The following is a 14,103-nucleotide window of genomic DNA, read 5'->3' on the forward strand; positions in this document are numbered from 1 at the left end:
CAAGGGCGGGCAGGGCTCTTTGGCCCTGCCCCCGTTGCAAAAATGCAAGCAACGCCGCCAAACGAAATAAATCAGCGTTTCCCATTGCCAAGGCACGCCCATGCACCTCTCCCCGCTCCCTCCCCACCAAACGCGCCTTGTGGTGCAGCTTGGGTTTTCTCAAATTATGGGTTGGGGTGCCAGCTACTACCTGCCGGCTCTGCTGGCAGCCCCCATGGCCCAGGCCATGGGTATTTCCCCCTCCATGGTGTTCACCGCCTTCACCCTTGGCCTGGTTGTTACAGCCCTGGCCGGCCCCGTAGCAGGCAGAGCGGTTGACACCTACGGCGGCCGAACCCTGCTGGTTATTTCCAACATTGTACTGGCGGCAGCCCTGGTGAGCATGGCCTGGGCCACGGGCCCCGTTTCTTTATGCATAGCCTGGCTTTTTATGGGCGCAGGCATGAGCATTGGCCTTTTTGAAACAGCCTTTGCCACGGTGGTGCAACTGCACGAGCAAGAGGCACCTGCCATTATTTCCGGTATAACTCTGGTGGCAGGTTTTGCCAGCACCATAAGCTGGCCCCTTACCGCCTTTTTCCATGACCATTTGGGCTGGCAAGGCACGCTGTATATGTGGGCAGGCATACAGCTTGCCATCGCCTTACCCTTAAACTACCTGCTGCCAGAACCAACAGGGCGCACGCCTTCCCTGCTGCCCCGCCCAAAACGCCTGGCCCCCCTGGTGGCTTCTTCTTCCCCTGTGGCACTTCCCCCAACTGCCCCCGGGCCAGCACCGCAGCCCAGCCCTGCACAAACCACCTTGCAACCCCACCCCACCCCTGCCACGCCGCCCCACCCAGCCATTTTCCCGCTGCTGGCCTTTGCCTTTATGCTTACCAGCTTCACCGCCACCGCCATGGCAGCCCACATGCCTGCCCTGCTTGTGGGGCTTGGGGCCACCCAAGGGGCAGCCCTTTGGGCCAGTATGCTTATTGGCCCGGCCCAAGTTGCTGGCAGGCTGTTCCAGGTAGTAATGCTACGCGGCAAAGGTGCCCTGCCCACCGCCATTGCCGCTGCCATGGGGCACCCCCTGGGCATACTTACCCTGTGGCTTGGCGGGGTTGCCGCCATATTCCCCTTTTCCATACTGCACGGCCTTGGCAATGGCATAATTACCATTGTGAAGGGGGCGCTGCCCCTGGAGCTTTACGGGGCAGAAGGGTATGGCCTGCGCATAGGCTGGCTGCTTATGCCTGCCCGCTTTGCCCAGGCCCTTGCCCCCATGCTGTTTAGCATGGCCATAACGGTTCCGGGCAACTTCGCGTTGCTGCTTTCTGGTACGTGTGGGCTGCTGGCAGCACTTACGTTTGTGGGTGTGCGGGGGTTGCATAAAACTGCGCCCAAGAATGCAGAGGATCCATCGTAACCGTTGGCAGATATCGCCATTGGCATAAAATTTATCGTGTACCAATACGCCTTCATGGTGCCATTTTTTAAACACCAAGGCGCACAAGCAACTCACCTTTTTTGTCGATACATATCAGGAAACTACCAAACAACACCGCTTTCTTGCCCAAAAATTTGATGTATGATATGTTACTTTTAGGACATTTTTTTTCTTTCACCGCAGTTGCTTCCTGCACAACGCCACCAGATGCCTGCACAGGCACCTGCATGGCAAGACAGGCCTGGCAATGGCCTTCCTTTTACCAGTATGCCTGTACCTGTTTTCCAACCTGTATCTCTTGGGAGGAGCCTATGTTTGCTGGCGGTTATTGGGGTAAAATACTCCGCGTGAACCTGACGAACAAAACGTATGCTGTTGAAGAATTACCCCGCGAAACAGCCAACCAGTTTCTTGGCGGCATGGGGTTTGCCGTGCATTACCTGTACAAGGAACTGACCCCCGGCATAGACCCCCTTTCTCCTGAAAACAAACTGGCCGTGTTCCCTGGCCCCTTCACAGGCACCAATGTGCCTTGTTCCAGCCGCATTGCCTTTGCTGCCAAGTCGCCCCTCACCGGGGCCCTTGGGGTGGCCCTTTCCGGCGGGTATTTCCCGGCGGAACTGAAGTTTGCCGGGTTTGACGGCATTATTGTGGAAGGCAAGGCAGAAAAACCCACCTATATTTTTATTCAAGACGGAAAAGTGTTGTTCCGTAATGCCCAGCGCATGTGGGGCAGCACCACTTCCGACTGCCAGGTAATGATAAAGCACGACCTGGGGGACCAGAACGTGCGCATTGCCTGCATTGGCCCTGCCGGGGAAAAACTCAGCCACATGGCGTGCATTATTAATGAACGCCGCGCCGCAGGCCGCAAGGGCCTTGGAGCGGTTATGGGTTCCAAAAACCTGAAAGCCATTGTGGTGCGTGGCAACCAGCAAGTGCCCATTAGCAATGCCGAAGCCCTGAAAGAAGCCCGCAGCACCATGGCAAAAGCTATGAAGGCCAGCCCGGTGCTGTACCCCCAGTTTTCCAAGCTGGGCACCGCCATGGTGGTGGACCACTTAAGCGCCATGGGCATGCTGCCCATGAACAACTGGAGCGAAACAGGCACCGCCCCCGTGGAAGAGAACATTGGGGTAGCCAAGCAGGAAGAATTGAAGGTGGGCAAAGAGCATTGCCACTCCTGCCCTGTGGGCTGCACCCAGCAACTGATTACCCGCAAAGGTCCCCGCGCTGGCATTTTGGGCGAGCCGGAATATGAATCCTTCTACTCCCTTGGCAGCACCACCGGGGTAAGCGATGTTGGGGAAATAAGCGCTTCCGACCGCCTGTGCGACGAACTTGGGCTAGACACCATGAGCGCCGGGGTATGCGTGGGGTTTGCCATGGAGCTGGCTCAGAAAGGCTTGTTGCCCAAAGAACAGCATGAAGGCCTGGACCTTTCATTTGGCAATGCCACAACACAGTACGAACTTATTCGCCGCATGGCCCTGCGTGAACCGGGCCTTGGGGAACTGCTTACCAACGGCACCCGGCAGGCTGCGAAAAAGCTGGGGGGCGAGGCCTGGAAATATGCCATGCACGTGAAGGGGCTGGAGCTGCCTGCTTACGATGTGCGCGGTGCCATGGCCCACGGCCTGAATTACGCCACCTCCTTCACCGGGGCAGACCACAACCGGGGCTATGCCATTCAGGAAATATTCAGCGTGCCCGTGCCCTACCCGGTGGACAAAGACAGTATTGAAGGCAAAGGGGCCCTGACCAAATGGAACCAGGACATTGGCACCGGCACCTGTGATTGCGCCACCATTTGCGCCTTCATGCTGACCATTGCCATGCCCGACACCATTGTGGAATGCACGGCAGCCATGGCTACCGCCCTTACTGGGGTTACCTTTACGGCGGATGACGTGTGGCGCATTGGCGAACGGGTGAACAACCTTGCCAAGGCCTTTAACTGCCGTGAAGGCTTCAGCCGCAAGGAAGACACCCTGCCCTGGCGCGTGATGCACGAACCCTTGAAGGCAGGCCTTTCCAAGGGTGGGGTGATAAGCCCGGAAAAGCTGGACACTATGCTGGATGAATACTACACGGTGCGCGGGTGGGATAAAACTACCTCTGCCCCCACAAAGGAAACCCTGCTGGCCCTGAACCTGCCTGAAGCAGCGCGGGATTTATACGGCGCATAGCAATTTGGGAACCTATCGGTAAGCGTACAATTCCACCCGGCCAGCCTATGCGGTTGGTCGGGTGGTTATTTGTTATGATGCAATGGAGAATACCATGGTCACCATCACGTTTCAGACAACATTGCGGCGTAGCCTTGGGGTGCATACCATGCAGGTGGAGCGCCCAGGCGCAACGGTGGGAGATGTGCTTGCCCAATGCGAGGAAGCGCTGGGGCAGCCCGTGCTGGCCCACCTGACGAATGCGCAAGGGGAACTGCTGCGCGGGGTGATGATTCTGGTGAATGGGAAGAATGTACTGCTGCTGCAAGGGTTGGGGACTGCCTTGAAGGCGGAGGATGAGGTGGTGGTGTTTCCCCCTGCCGGGGGAGGGTGAGGGGAAAGGGAGAGTTTTAGAACAGTGGGGGAGCGCTGAGGAATTGTGCGGCGTGCCGCCGCGACCACACCATCATCCCGCGCAGGCGGGGAACCAGTATTTTTAGGTGTTCCACAACACCATTTTGCAAGAGTTGTATCAGGTTACCTTCAAATGCAAACTCTTCTTGATGGAAAATCTATCTGGAAGGAAAAAGTCGGACAGCTTAACTAATCGGACAGAGGTGCCAGCAAAACGGAGCCGATTGTCAGATCAAGTTTGATGAACTACTCCATTCTATTTCCTCTAACCGCAGTATGCAGGTCATGTTTTACTTCCCAGGCATCATGCCTATTTACTCTTTATTATGCACCCGCAGGTTCCCCGCCAAAACGTGCAGGGTGTTAATTTGGTGGAATACTTCTTTCACGGCCTTGTCTGATTCACGCATGGCCAGGGTAGTATTTTCTGCCAGGGCAGTAATTTCCGTTAAAATGGCCGTAACGGTGCCACTTTCCACGGCTTGACGCTGGGTAGCTTCTGCCACGGTGTGAATCTGGTCGTTCACCTTGGAGGATTCTGTGACAATGGCGGTAAGGGCCTCGCGGGACTGGCTGATGCACCCGGTGGCATATTCCAGGTTTTTTACTACCTGCTCGGCTGCTGCAATACTTTTGCTGGTGTTTTGCTGCATGGCGGCAATGGCAGATTCCACCTCGTCTGTAGCTTGCATGGTACGGGTAGCCAGTTTTTTTACTTCCCCCGCCACAACGGAAAAACCCTTGCCTGCCGCCCCGGCCCGTGCCGCTTCAATGGCTGCGTTCAGGGCCAGCATGTTTGTCTGGTCAGCCACTGCGTCAATAAGGGTAATAACGGTGCCAATGCCATGCATTTGGGTTCCCAAATCTTCAATATGCTGGCGCATACGGGCAATGTCTTCCCGTACCGTATCCATGGCGTCCACGCTGCGGCGCACCACGGTGTCGCCTTCATGGGCAGTGCCTTTGGAGTGGTTGGCAGCATCGGAAACAAGCCCGGCACTTTGGGTGACTTCCAGCAGGTTGCTGTTCATGTGTTCCATGGAATGCAGGCATGATTCAATTTTTTGCTGTTGCACGGAAGAACCCGCCAGCAGGTGTTCCATTTGAGTGGAAATACGCTTGCCCGCATCCAGCAGGCCTTCAACGGCACCTTCCACCTTGGAAGCCACCTCCACAATAATGCCATAACTTTCTTCTGTGCGGGCTTTGGCCATGTCAGTTTCATGACGGGCTGTTTCTGCCAGTTTTTGTTGGTGCAGGGCTTCCAGGCGGCGGCCTTCTTCCAGGGCAATGCGTTCTTCCAGTTCGTCCACCAGATCGTGCAATTGCGTATTGTAGGTTTCGGCAGCAGCTTTATACCGGCCCATAACATAGGCAAAAAGGCCAAGAAAAATAGGCGCGGAGCTTATCATATACAGCAGTGGGCACCGGATGTAGATTTCGACAAAGTTGCCAAAGCTGTAGGGCAGTTCTGTGTACCAAAACTGAAAAATCCACGCCATAAGTGGAAACATTGCTCCAAAGAGCACACCGAACAGTGTGTATTGTTTAACCGTTTTGTTCATGTGCCTGTTTCCTGAAAAAATAATATTCATTGTGCTGCTGGTCATTGTTCATATCGGCAAATAACACCCAAAGTTTAGTGACATAGATGATATGCAAAATATATGCCTATGTATACAATTTGTGCTTGTTTTTGGGTAATAGATGGGTGATATACCAAGTTATCTCATTTGTGTGGAAATTTGTTTGCCTGTGTGTTTGTAATAAAACAACACCCGGCATTGTACAATGCCGGGTGTTGTTGTGCAAGGCGAATACGTGAAATGGAACGGATAACGCTGAACAGCTCAGCGCTTTGTTAAAACGTGCCAGCTTCCTTTTTCACATCCAGGGCAATTTTCCACAGCAGGGAAACAACCAGGGCACCCACGGCGTAAATGCCCAGGGAAATGGTGAGTTCCGCAAAGCTGGGGGCGTAAACTGTAATGCCCTCAAACGGGTTGGGGGTGAAGCCGGCAATGAGCATGCCCAGGCCCTTGTCTATCCATGAAGCAATAACCAGCATAATCAAGGTAAAGGGCAGAATGCTGTTGTTGTCGCGGGTGGAAGGGAAGGCGATGAGCAGGAAGGACACAATGGCCATAACCACGGCGGCCCACATCCATGTTGTTACCCACAAGGGGTGCCCATGCCCGCCGCCAAAGAGCGCCCCAAAGGGGTGCTGGTGGCCGGGAATGCCGCTGTAAAACGCGGTGAACACTTCCAAAAGGTAAAAGAAGATGTTGATGCCCATGGCGTAGGCAATAATCTTGGTAAGGGTTTGAATGGCTTCCTTGCCAGCGTCAAAGCCGGTAAGGCGGCGCAGCAAAAGGCATAGCAGCAGCAGAATGGCCGGGCCTGAACAAAAGGCTGAAGCCAGGAAGCGGGCAGCCAGAATGGCCGTGAGCCAGTAGTGGCGGCCAGGCAGGCCAGCATACAAAAAGGCTGTAACGGTGTGAATGGAAAACGCCCAGAAAATGGAAAGGTAGATGACGGGCTTAATCCATTTTGGCGGGTCCACCTGGTGGCGTTCTGCTTCCAGGGTAACCCAGCCAATGAGCAGGTTCAGCACCAGGTAGCCGCTTAACACCATCATGTCCCAGAACATAACAGAGTTGGGCGTTGGGTGCAGAATAACGTTCATTACGCGCTGGGGTTGGCCCATGTCAGCCACAATAAAAAGCATACAGACAATAACCGCACCAATGGCCATGAATTCGCCAAGGATTATCATCTTCTTGAACTTTTTATAGTGGTGGAAATAGGTGGGCAGCACCAGCATAACAGCAGAGGCCGCCACACCCACCATGTAGGTGAACTGGGCAATGTAAAAGCCCCAGGAAACGTCGCGGGAAAGGCCCGTTACCTGCAAGCCCAAAAAGAGCTGGAACAGATACACGGTGGCCCCAAGGCCCACTAAGGCACCCAGGGAAAGCAGCCAAATGTAGAAAGGCGGAGAGCCTTTAAGCACTTTTTCGATCATTGCCGGCCTCCCTACAGAATGTAGTACACGCTGGGTTCGGTACCCAGTGTGGGTTTACGGCGAAGGGTAAAATTCTCCGCCAGTAGTTTGCGCACTGAAGATTCAGGGTCGGTCAAATCGCCAAAGGCAATGGCCCCATCGGAAGCTTCAACACACAGGGGCATTTTACCAACAGCCAGAAGTTCGGAACAGAACGTACACTTTTCCACCACGCCGCGCATGCGGGTAGGGAAGGTGGGGTTTACTTGGGCAATGTGGTCACGCGGGTCCATAAAGTTGAAGCTACGCGCACCAAAGGGGCAACCGGCCATGCAGTAACGGCAGCCAATGCAGCGGTGGTAGTCCATTACCACAATGCCGTCTTTACGGCGGAAGGTGGCTTTGGTGGGGCACACGCGCACACAGGCGGGGTTTTCGCAGTGGTTGCACAGCATAAGGTAACGGCGCTGCTCAATTTCATGGGAGGGGTAGTTGTCTACCTGGTCTGTGAACGTCTGGTGGTAGCCATCGGTCCAAATCCATTTTACTTCCCGCTTGGAAGGCATTCCGTTTTCCACAATGGTGGGCACGTTGTGGTAACTGTGGCAGGCGGTAGTGACCGCGTTGTACAGCTCCGGGTTTTCGGCAAACTTGCGGGTATCAATAACCATACCCCATTTTTTGGCATGCAGGGCATTTTTTGCTGTGGTAAAGGAGCCTTCCCCGGGGGCTGCCGCCTGGCACACAGGCCCAAGGGCCGCAGAGCCAGCCACGCCAAGGAAGGAAAGGCTGGCTACCTTCAAAAACTGGCGTCTATCTTTTTTCATTACTGGTTCCCCTTTGGCAGAACGTGACAATCCCAGCAGTATGGGCTCACGCTGTTGCTCACGTGGCACTTGTCACAAAATTCCACATAATTGCTGTGGCACTTCATGCAGGTGTTTTGCAGGCTTACTTCCCATTGTTTGCCGGAAGAAGAAACATACACGCGCTGCTCTTCACGCAGGGCCATGTCGCGCCAGGTGTTCAGTAGCTGCATGTGGTTGGCCCGCATCCATTCAGCAGGTTCAACACATTCTTTTTCCCCTGCTGGCAGGGCCAGTTGTGGGCGGGTGTATTGTTCCTGGCCTGTGTTCATCCAGAACGGCATGGAAAACAGCACGATGAAGATGACGATGCCCGGCCAGATATACTTTGCGTTGTACATGATTATTCGTCCTCCTCAACACCGGGCAGGTCTTCTTGGCGAAGGTCCAGGGTACGCTTGATTTCGCCCTTCATTACCAGTGCGTTGGCAATAAGTTCATGCGTGCCGGTAACGGAAACACCGGGGGCCCAGTAGTCTGCCAGGGGGGGCAGGGTTGCCCTGTCAATGGCGCAAATACAGGCCATGGTGTTTACACCGTGTTTTTCCTGAACAAAGCGCAAGGCGTTGCCGCGTGGCAGGCCACCGCGCATGCGCAGCTCCATAATTTCTTCTGTGTTCAGGCCGGAACCGCCACCGCAGCAGAAGGTTTGTTCACGAATGGTGTTTTCAGGCATTTCCACAAAGTTTTCGCAGGCGGCCTGAATGCAGTAGCGCGGTTCTTCCAGCAGGCCCATGCCCCGTGCCGGGTTGCATGAATCGTGGAAGGTAACGATTTTGTCGGCGTTGCGGCTTGGGTCAAGCGTAATTTTGTTGTGCTTGATGAGGTCTGCCGTAAACTCGGTAATGTGCACCATTTTTGTGGCTGCCGCGTTGTGGAACACCGTGCCCGTAATGGGGCTTTTGGGTGTTTCCATGCAGGCCGGGGTGGGGCCGTTCATGGTTTCCATGTACTGGTGTACCACACGCCACATGTGGCCGCATTCCCCGCCCAGAATCCACTTGGAGCCAAGGCGTTCTGCTTCCGCATACATCTTGGCGTTAAGTTTTTTCATCATGTAGGCAGAGGTGAAGGAACCAAAGTTCCCGCCTTCGGAAGCGTAGGTGGACAAGGTATAGTCCAGGCCAATTTCATGAAACAGCATCAAATAGCCCATGAAGGTGTAAATACCCGGGTCGGCGAACACGTCGCCAGAGGGGGTAATGAACAGCACTTCGTGCCCTTTTTCGTTAAAGGGCGGCTTAATTTGAATGCCGGTGATGGTTTCAATGTCTTCGCACAAAAATTCAACAATTTCGCGGAAGGCATGGGGCTGAATGCCCAGGTGGTTCCCGGTGCGGTTACAGTTGCTTACCGGGTCCATAATCCAGTGAATGCCAAGGCCAAGTTCGTGCAGCAGTTCGCGCACAATCATGGTAATTTCTGCTGTGTCAATGCCATAGGGGCAGAACAGGGAGCAGCGGCGGCATTCTGTGCACTGGTAGAAGTAGTAGAACCACTCCTTGATAACGTCTTTGTCCAGTTTGCGCGCACCCACCACTTTACCCAGCAGTTTGCCCACGGTGGTAAAGTCGCGGCGGTATACAGAGCGAAGCAGCTCTACCCGCAGTACAGGCATGTTTTTGGGGTCGCCCGTACCAAGGAAAAAGTGGCACTTGTCTGCACAGGCCCCGCAACGCACGCAAATGTCCAGAAACACTTTGAGGGAGCGGTACTTTTCCAGCCGGTCCTTCAGGGCATTATAAATAATTTCTTCCCAGTTTTCCGGCAGGTTCCAGTCTTCTTCCGCTGGGTTCCAGTTGTGGGGGTTGGGCATGCCCAGCCCTTCCATGGTATCTTTTTTTGCAGGGTAGCACCATGTTCCCGGGGCAAAGGCAGGCTTTGTGTCCATCCAGGAAACCTTGGGGAACGCATAGCTTATACTTTTGGCAAGTTCCGATGCTTTTGGCAGCTTAGACATGGCTACTCCTTGGCGGCGGCTTGTTCTGGGGTTATTTCAAGGGGTAAGCCCGCCTCGTCCATCAGGTCGCGGAAGTCATTTTCATACTCTGCATAGGTGCGGTATGTTTTGGGTGGGTTCCACGGGTTGGTGTGGTGCACAGCCCTTGTGTTGTTGGGCAGGTTCCGGGTAGGGGAAAGGAAGATACCACCCATGTGCATAAGCTTGGAAAAGGGAAAGACAATAAGCAGCGTGCTTAAAAAGCCAAGGTGCACGTAAAACAGGGGGCTAATGGGCAGTGCAGGAATGTGTGGGCTCAGTGTGGCAATGCCCATGGTCATTTCCTTAATGGTGGCAATGTCTGCCTTGCCTATGTAGCGCAGGCACAGGCCACTGCCTACAAGGCCAATAAGCAGTAGCAGCGGGAAATAGTCGTTGGGCAGCGAAATGTAGCGCAACTTTTGGTCGCACAGGCGGCGCATAAGCAAAAACAGCAGGGCGCCAAACAAAATTACCCCAGACATAAACAAGCGGGGCACACCAATTTGCATAATGCCGTCCACGGTTTCCATCATGCCAATGGCTACGGGAACCGGGTCCAGAAAAAAGCGGAAGTGGCGAATGAACACGACAAGGAAACAGTAGTGGAACAGCAGGGCAAACAGCCACAGCCACTTGGAAGACCAGTACACAAGGCGCGGGCCGTTACGCAGTTCCGCCTTGGTGTTCCGGAACAGGGAACGGAACAGGAGCACTTCAAGGAGCATACGCCCCACAGTGCCGGTTTTGGTGTAAGGGGAATCAAGCCTGGCTGGTTTTATCCAGTCAAGTGAACGTTGTTGCCCCCCGGTGGTGGGAATGCTGAAGGGAACGGGCGATTTTGCCCAGTCCATGATCCGCCAGATAAAGCCGGCCAGGAAAACAACAACGGCAATCATTGGCAGCACGATGCCGAACAGGTACTGCAAGCCAGGTGTTGCTCCCCCCATCCAGGCGATGGCACCGAGCACGATGACCGCCACTAGTGAAATGAACATTCCATACCTCGCTACTTGGCTATGGTTTTTGGGGTTCTGCCTCTTCCGGTTCCATGCCCGCTTTGCGCATGGCAAGGCGCATTAACTGAGAGTGGCTGCGCTTATGTTCCTCCACCTTCAGTAAATGCAACCGTTCACGGTGGCGCGCATAGGCCCCAAAGGCCATTAGTGCCACCGCGTCAATGCGCGATTCAAGCGCCCACATGGCACGAAGGCACGCTGCCCCCTGCCCTGAAGCGCTTACCACTTCGCGCACAATATCTTTAAGCGCGAAAACCACCCCAACAGCGGTTTCCGGCGGAAAGTCTTGTATTGCTCGAACTCGAATAATTTCATCCACCGCTTTGTGCAGGGTGGCTTCTTCAGGCTGGTCGGTAAACAGAATCTCTATAAGGGCTTTTGCCGCTTCTTCCGTGCGGTAGCCCACGGGGTTGGCAAACCTGTTACTGTTTGTACGTAAAAAACCGATAGTTTCAAAAGGGTAGGAACCGTGAACAACGCCCACCCAACGGTTCACCATGGCCTCTTTGTGGGGCCATAGCACCGCATAAAGGGTGGTGCCTGAGCGAATATCTTCATCTGTGCCTTGGGGGGTGCTCATACTGCTCCGGTAACGGAAAAAGGGTATTGAAAACCGCCGAAAAAATGCACTCGTGTTTGTGGCGGTTAGGCCACAAAATTCCAAAACTCATGAGTCAATAGTAGCCCAATACCCTATGCGGAAAAGGCTGAAAGGTCAAGGGTAACACGGCAGCGCAACGGCGTTTGCCGAGGTGTTGCGTATGCTCTTTTGTTTTTTTGTATCGCGTTCGTTCTGCAGCGTTTCCCTTAGGGGCAGGGGGCTTCTGTAGTGCTGTTGCACTGCCCAAGTTCACTTCCCCACAGTTCCTGCTCTGCTGCCGGGGTTAAGGGGGTGGTATCTGGCTGTGCAGCTTCGTTGCCCTTGGGGGCCGGGTGCACCTGTTCCAGCCAGGCCTTGGGCATACCGTTTATGGTAATAAGCGGCAGGCTGGTGTGTCCCTGGCGGAACACAGCGGCCTTGTTGCGCATTGTTTGTAAAGAGCGCACGGCGTAGTGAATGGGGGAAATGGCAGGCACCGGGGCGTTAGGGTCGCGGCTTTGGCGCAGGGCTTCTTCCATGGGCACCCCTTGGGCCAATAAAAATTCAAGGCGGATAATGGCCTGCATGTCGCCTTCGCGTTCCACCACTGGGTACAATGCCACAGAAGGGCCAAAATACACCAGCGCGTCGCGGCAATAGGGGCAGGAAGGCGAGAAAAATACGCGAACAGATTTGTTTTGGGGGTTGCCAATGGCCCAAAGAGGCATCATTTCGTTGGTGGCAACGGCTGCATTGCTTATGAACAGCCCCACCCACAAGGAAAGCACCAGCATACGCTTGCTGCCAGCCTCTTCGCGCATGTTGCCGGGGCGCAGGGGGCGCAGGCACAGGTAAATAAGCGGGAAAAACAGGGCCACCACAAGGCAGTCCAGGCATGGGGCCGAAAACAGCATAATCAGCAACAGGAGGGTGTCTATGAGCAAAGCCGTTCTTGCCAGCCACCAGGCAAGGGAGTAAAATCCGCGCAGGCAAATAAGGGCCAGCACAAAAAAGTAGGTGCCCCCCACCCACCACATGGAAACGCCCAGTATGCGCACATCGCGAAACAGGGCGCAGCCAGAGGTAGCGCATGCAGGCGGGTTGCCGGAAGGAAAGGCAACGTAGCCGCACCAGAAAAGGGCCAGCAAGGTAAAAAGCAGGGCTCCTAAGGGAGACTTGGGCTGAGAGATACGCGCAATCATCTATGTTCCTTCCATACTGTCCGGCTATCTTTTTGTTCTCGGGCAGATATTTACCCAAAATGAGAGTCAAAAAGAGTTGGTTGAAAAGGCAAACCACACGCTGCCCAGGGAGATTTTGCCGACAAAATCACCCCCATGCGGTACGGCCTGTGAGCCGAACAGCATTGATGCTCCTTCATGCACGTGTTGGAGGTCTTTATTAGTACATGAAAGGAGCTGCGTAAAGCATGACAGTTGAAAATATTCCAGAGCCGATGTTTTCCCCTCCGTATACCGTGCGGCGCAGCCAGCGGGCGCGGCGTATTTTATTGCGTATTGTGCCCGGTAAAGGGCTTGAGGTCATATTGCCGCCCCATGCCGACCCGGCCCAGGTGCCGGGGGTGGTGGTGCGCATGCGAAGCTGGATTGAAAAGCATATGCCCCGGTTTGCTTCATCTTGTGGGGGGGCTGGGGGGTATGACGTTGGCCGCCATGAAGGCGGCGAGAATGGCCTTCATGGCGGTGCCCGGGGGATTGGTGCAGGAACCCATGGCGCAGGCCTGCCCCTGTTGCCGTTGGCATTGCCTTTGCTGGGGGGGAAAGCCCCCATAACGGTGCAAAGGCGTACGGTATTTGCCGGGCAGGGCTTGCGGCAGCAGGGGGTGAAAAGCGTGGGTATGGAGGAAGCCGAGGGGCGGGTGGTTCTGCTGCCGGAGCGGGTGCAGCCTGCACAGGGGGAAAGCCAGCGCCTGACCCCGGAGGGACTGGCGTGGTTGCGGGAGCGCCTGCGGCGGGAGGCCGAAGAAATGCTGCTGCCCCGGCTGGAGGGGTATGCCGTCATGCATGGCTTTCGTTATGAAGCGGTACGGTTCCGCTTCCAGCGTACCCGTTGGGGGAGTTGCTCTGCCAAAGGGAATATTAATTTGAATGTGGGGTTGGTGTTCTTGCCGGAACCGCTCATTCGGTATGTGCTGTTACACGAGCTGTGCCACACCGTGGCGCTGGACCATTCGGAGAGGTTCTGGAAGGCGCTGTTCGCGGTGGAGGGGGAGGCGTTGATTTTAGATAAGCAGTTACGGAGAGGGCAACGGTATGTGCCGGAGTGGTTGTATTGATAAAAAATCGGTAAACCCCAGGCTCTGCCTGGGGACTCCCAAAGTTTGACTTTTCCAGAAATAGAAGAGACCTCCGTTGTTGAACCGCTCAAAGTTCATCAACAGGAGGCCCCAAATGGATGGAGCCTTGAGTTTAAGTCACTCCAAATGGGTTTGCAAGTACCATGTGGTTTGGATTCCAAAGTACCGCAAGAAAAAGCTTTTTGAAGGTTTGAGAAAGCAGCTTGGTGATGTCTTCCACGCTCTTGCCCAACAGAAGGAATGCAGGATTTTGGAAGGGCATTTGCTCACAGACCATGTGCACATTCTTATCTCAATTCCACCAAAGATGGCAGTTTCTTCTGCTGTT

The 14,103-nt window shown here is 54.8% G+C and carries 14 protein-coding genes; 5 read left to right on the forward strand and 9 right to left on the reverse strand.

What is annotated here, in order from left to right; translation table 11 throughout:
• Nucleotides 1–100: 100 nt before the first annotated feature.
• A complete protein-coding gene (locus tag G497_RS17050; RefSeq protein WP_051257900.1) occupies nt 101–1,408 on the forward strand; it encodes an MFS transporter in 1,308 nt (435 codons plus the stop codon).
• A 67-nt stretch (nt 1,409–1,475) separates the two neighbouring features.
• Here the strand turns inward: G497_RS17050 and G497_RS20330 are convergent, their stop codons facing one another.
• Nucleotides 1,476–1,646: a hypothetical protein gene (locus tag G497_RS20330; RefSeq protein ID WP_169726976.1), complete on the reverse strand. Its 171-nt coding sequence runs from the start codon at nt 1,644–1,646 to the stop codon at nt 1,476–1,478.
• A 94-nt stretch (nt 1,647–1,740) separates the two neighbouring features.
• On the opposite strand from G497_RS20330, the gene G497_RS0106340 reads away from it, so the two are divergent.
• Nucleotides 1,741–3,618 (forward strand): aldehyde ferredoxin oxidoreductase family protein, encoded by a 1,878-nt coding sequence (locus G497_RS0106340; protein WP_027187525.1) that lies wholly within the window; start codon nt 1,741–1,743, stop codon nt 3,616–3,618.
• A gap of 94 nt (nt 3,619–3,712) precedes the next feature.
• Nucleotides 3,713–3,991, forward strand: a complete 279-nt coding sequence (locus tag G497_RS0106345; RefSeq protein WP_027187526.1) for a MoaD family protein — start codon at nt 3,713–3,715, stop codon at nt 3,989–3,991.
• 334 nt (nt 3,992–4,325) lie between these two features.
• Here the strand turns inward: G497_RS0106345 and G497_RS0106350 are convergent, their stop codons facing one another.
• The 8 genes from G497_RS0106350 to G497_RS19065 all read right to left on the reverse strand — a co-directional run bounded on the left by G497_RS0106350 (nt 4,326) and on the right by G497_RS19065 (nt 12,660).
• Complete coding sequence (locus G497_RS0106350) at nt 4,326–5,576, reverse strand: methyl-accepting chemotaxis protein (RefSeq protein WP_211228745.1); 1,251 nt, start codon at nt 5,574–5,576, stop codon at nt 4,326–4,328.
• Nucleotides 5,577–5,872: 296 nt separating this feature from the next.
• Nucleotides 5,873–7,036 carry a sulfate reduction electron transfer complex DsrMKJOP subunit DsrP gene (gene dsrP, locus G497_RS0106355; RefSeq protein ID WP_027187528.1) on the reverse strand — a complete coding sequence of 388 codons (1,164 nt, stop codon included), beginning with the start codon at nt 7,034–7,036 and terminating at the stop codon, nt 5,873–5,875.
• 11 nt (nt 7,037–7,047) lie between these two features.
• Entirely contained in the window at nt 7,048–7,842 is a 795-nt protein-coding gene (gene dsrO / locus G497_RS0106360; RefSeq protein WP_027187529.1) for a sulfate reduction electron transfer complex DsrMKJOP subunit DsrO, read from the reverse strand.
• Nucleotides 7,842–8,222: a sulfate reduction electron transfer complex DsrMKJOP subunit DsrJ gene (dsrJ, locus tag G497_RS0106365; protein ID WP_027187530.1), complete on the reverse strand. Its 381-nt coding sequence runs from the start codon at nt 8,220–8,222 to the stop codon at nt 7,842–7,844. Before dsrJ ends, dsrO begins: the two co-directional genes overlap by 1 nt.
• Before the next feature lie 2 nt (nt 8,223–8,224).
• Nucleotides 8,225–9,841, reverse strand: a complete 1,617-nt coding sequence (dsrK, locus tag G497_RS0106370) for a sulfate reduction electron transfer complex DsrMKJOP subunit DsrK (protein ID WP_027187531.1) — start codon at nt 9,839–9,841, stop codon at nt 8,225–8,227.
• Between the two features lie 2 nt (nt 9,842–9,843).
• The gene (gene dsrM, locus G497_RS0106375; protein ID WP_027187532.1) at nt 9,844–10,857 is read right to left on the reverse strand and encodes a sulfate reduction electron transfer complex DsrMKJOP subunit DsrM; all 1,014 of its coding nucleotides are present in this window, start codon (nt 10,855–10,857) and stop codon (nt 9,844–9,846) included.
• A 19-nt stretch (nt 10,858–10,876) separates the two neighbouring features.
• Nucleotides 10,877–11,458, reverse strand: coding sequence for an RsbRD N-terminal domain-containing protein (locus G497_RS0106380; RefSeq protein WP_051257901.1), 582 nt, complete (start codon nt 11,456–11,458; stop codon nt 10,877–10,879).
• A 227-nt stretch (nt 11,459–11,685) separates the two neighbouring features.
• Nucleotides 11,686–12,660 carry a hypothetical protein gene (locus tag G497_RS19065; protein WP_027187534.1) on the reverse strand — a complete coding sequence of 325 codons (975 nt, stop codon included), beginning with the start codon at nt 12,658–12,660 and terminating at the stop codon, nt 11,686–11,688.
• Nucleotides 12,661–12,887: 227 nt separating this feature from the next.
• On the opposite strand from G497_RS19065, the gene G497_RS0106395 reads away from it, so the two are divergent.
• Together G497_RS0106395 and tnpA are read left to right on the forward strand one after the other, a co-directional pair.
• Complete coding sequence (locus G497_RS0106395; protein ID WP_027187535.1) at nt 12,888–13,754, forward strand: M48 family metallopeptidase; 867 nt, start codon at nt 12,888–12,890, stop codon at nt 13,752–13,754.
• Between the two features lie 115 nt (nt 13,755–13,869).
• On the forward strand, nt 13,870–14,103 hold a 234-nt coding region (gene tnpA, locus G497_RS19785; RefSeq protein ID WP_027187536.1), incomplete at its 3' end, for an IS200/IS605 family transposase.

This window comes from Desulfovibrio cuneatus DSM 11391 (assembly GCF_000430005.1).
Classification (GTDB): Bacteria; Desulfobacterota; Desulfovibrionia; order Desulfovibrionales; family Desulfovibrionaceae; genus Frigididesulfovibrio; species Frigididesulfovibrio cuneatus.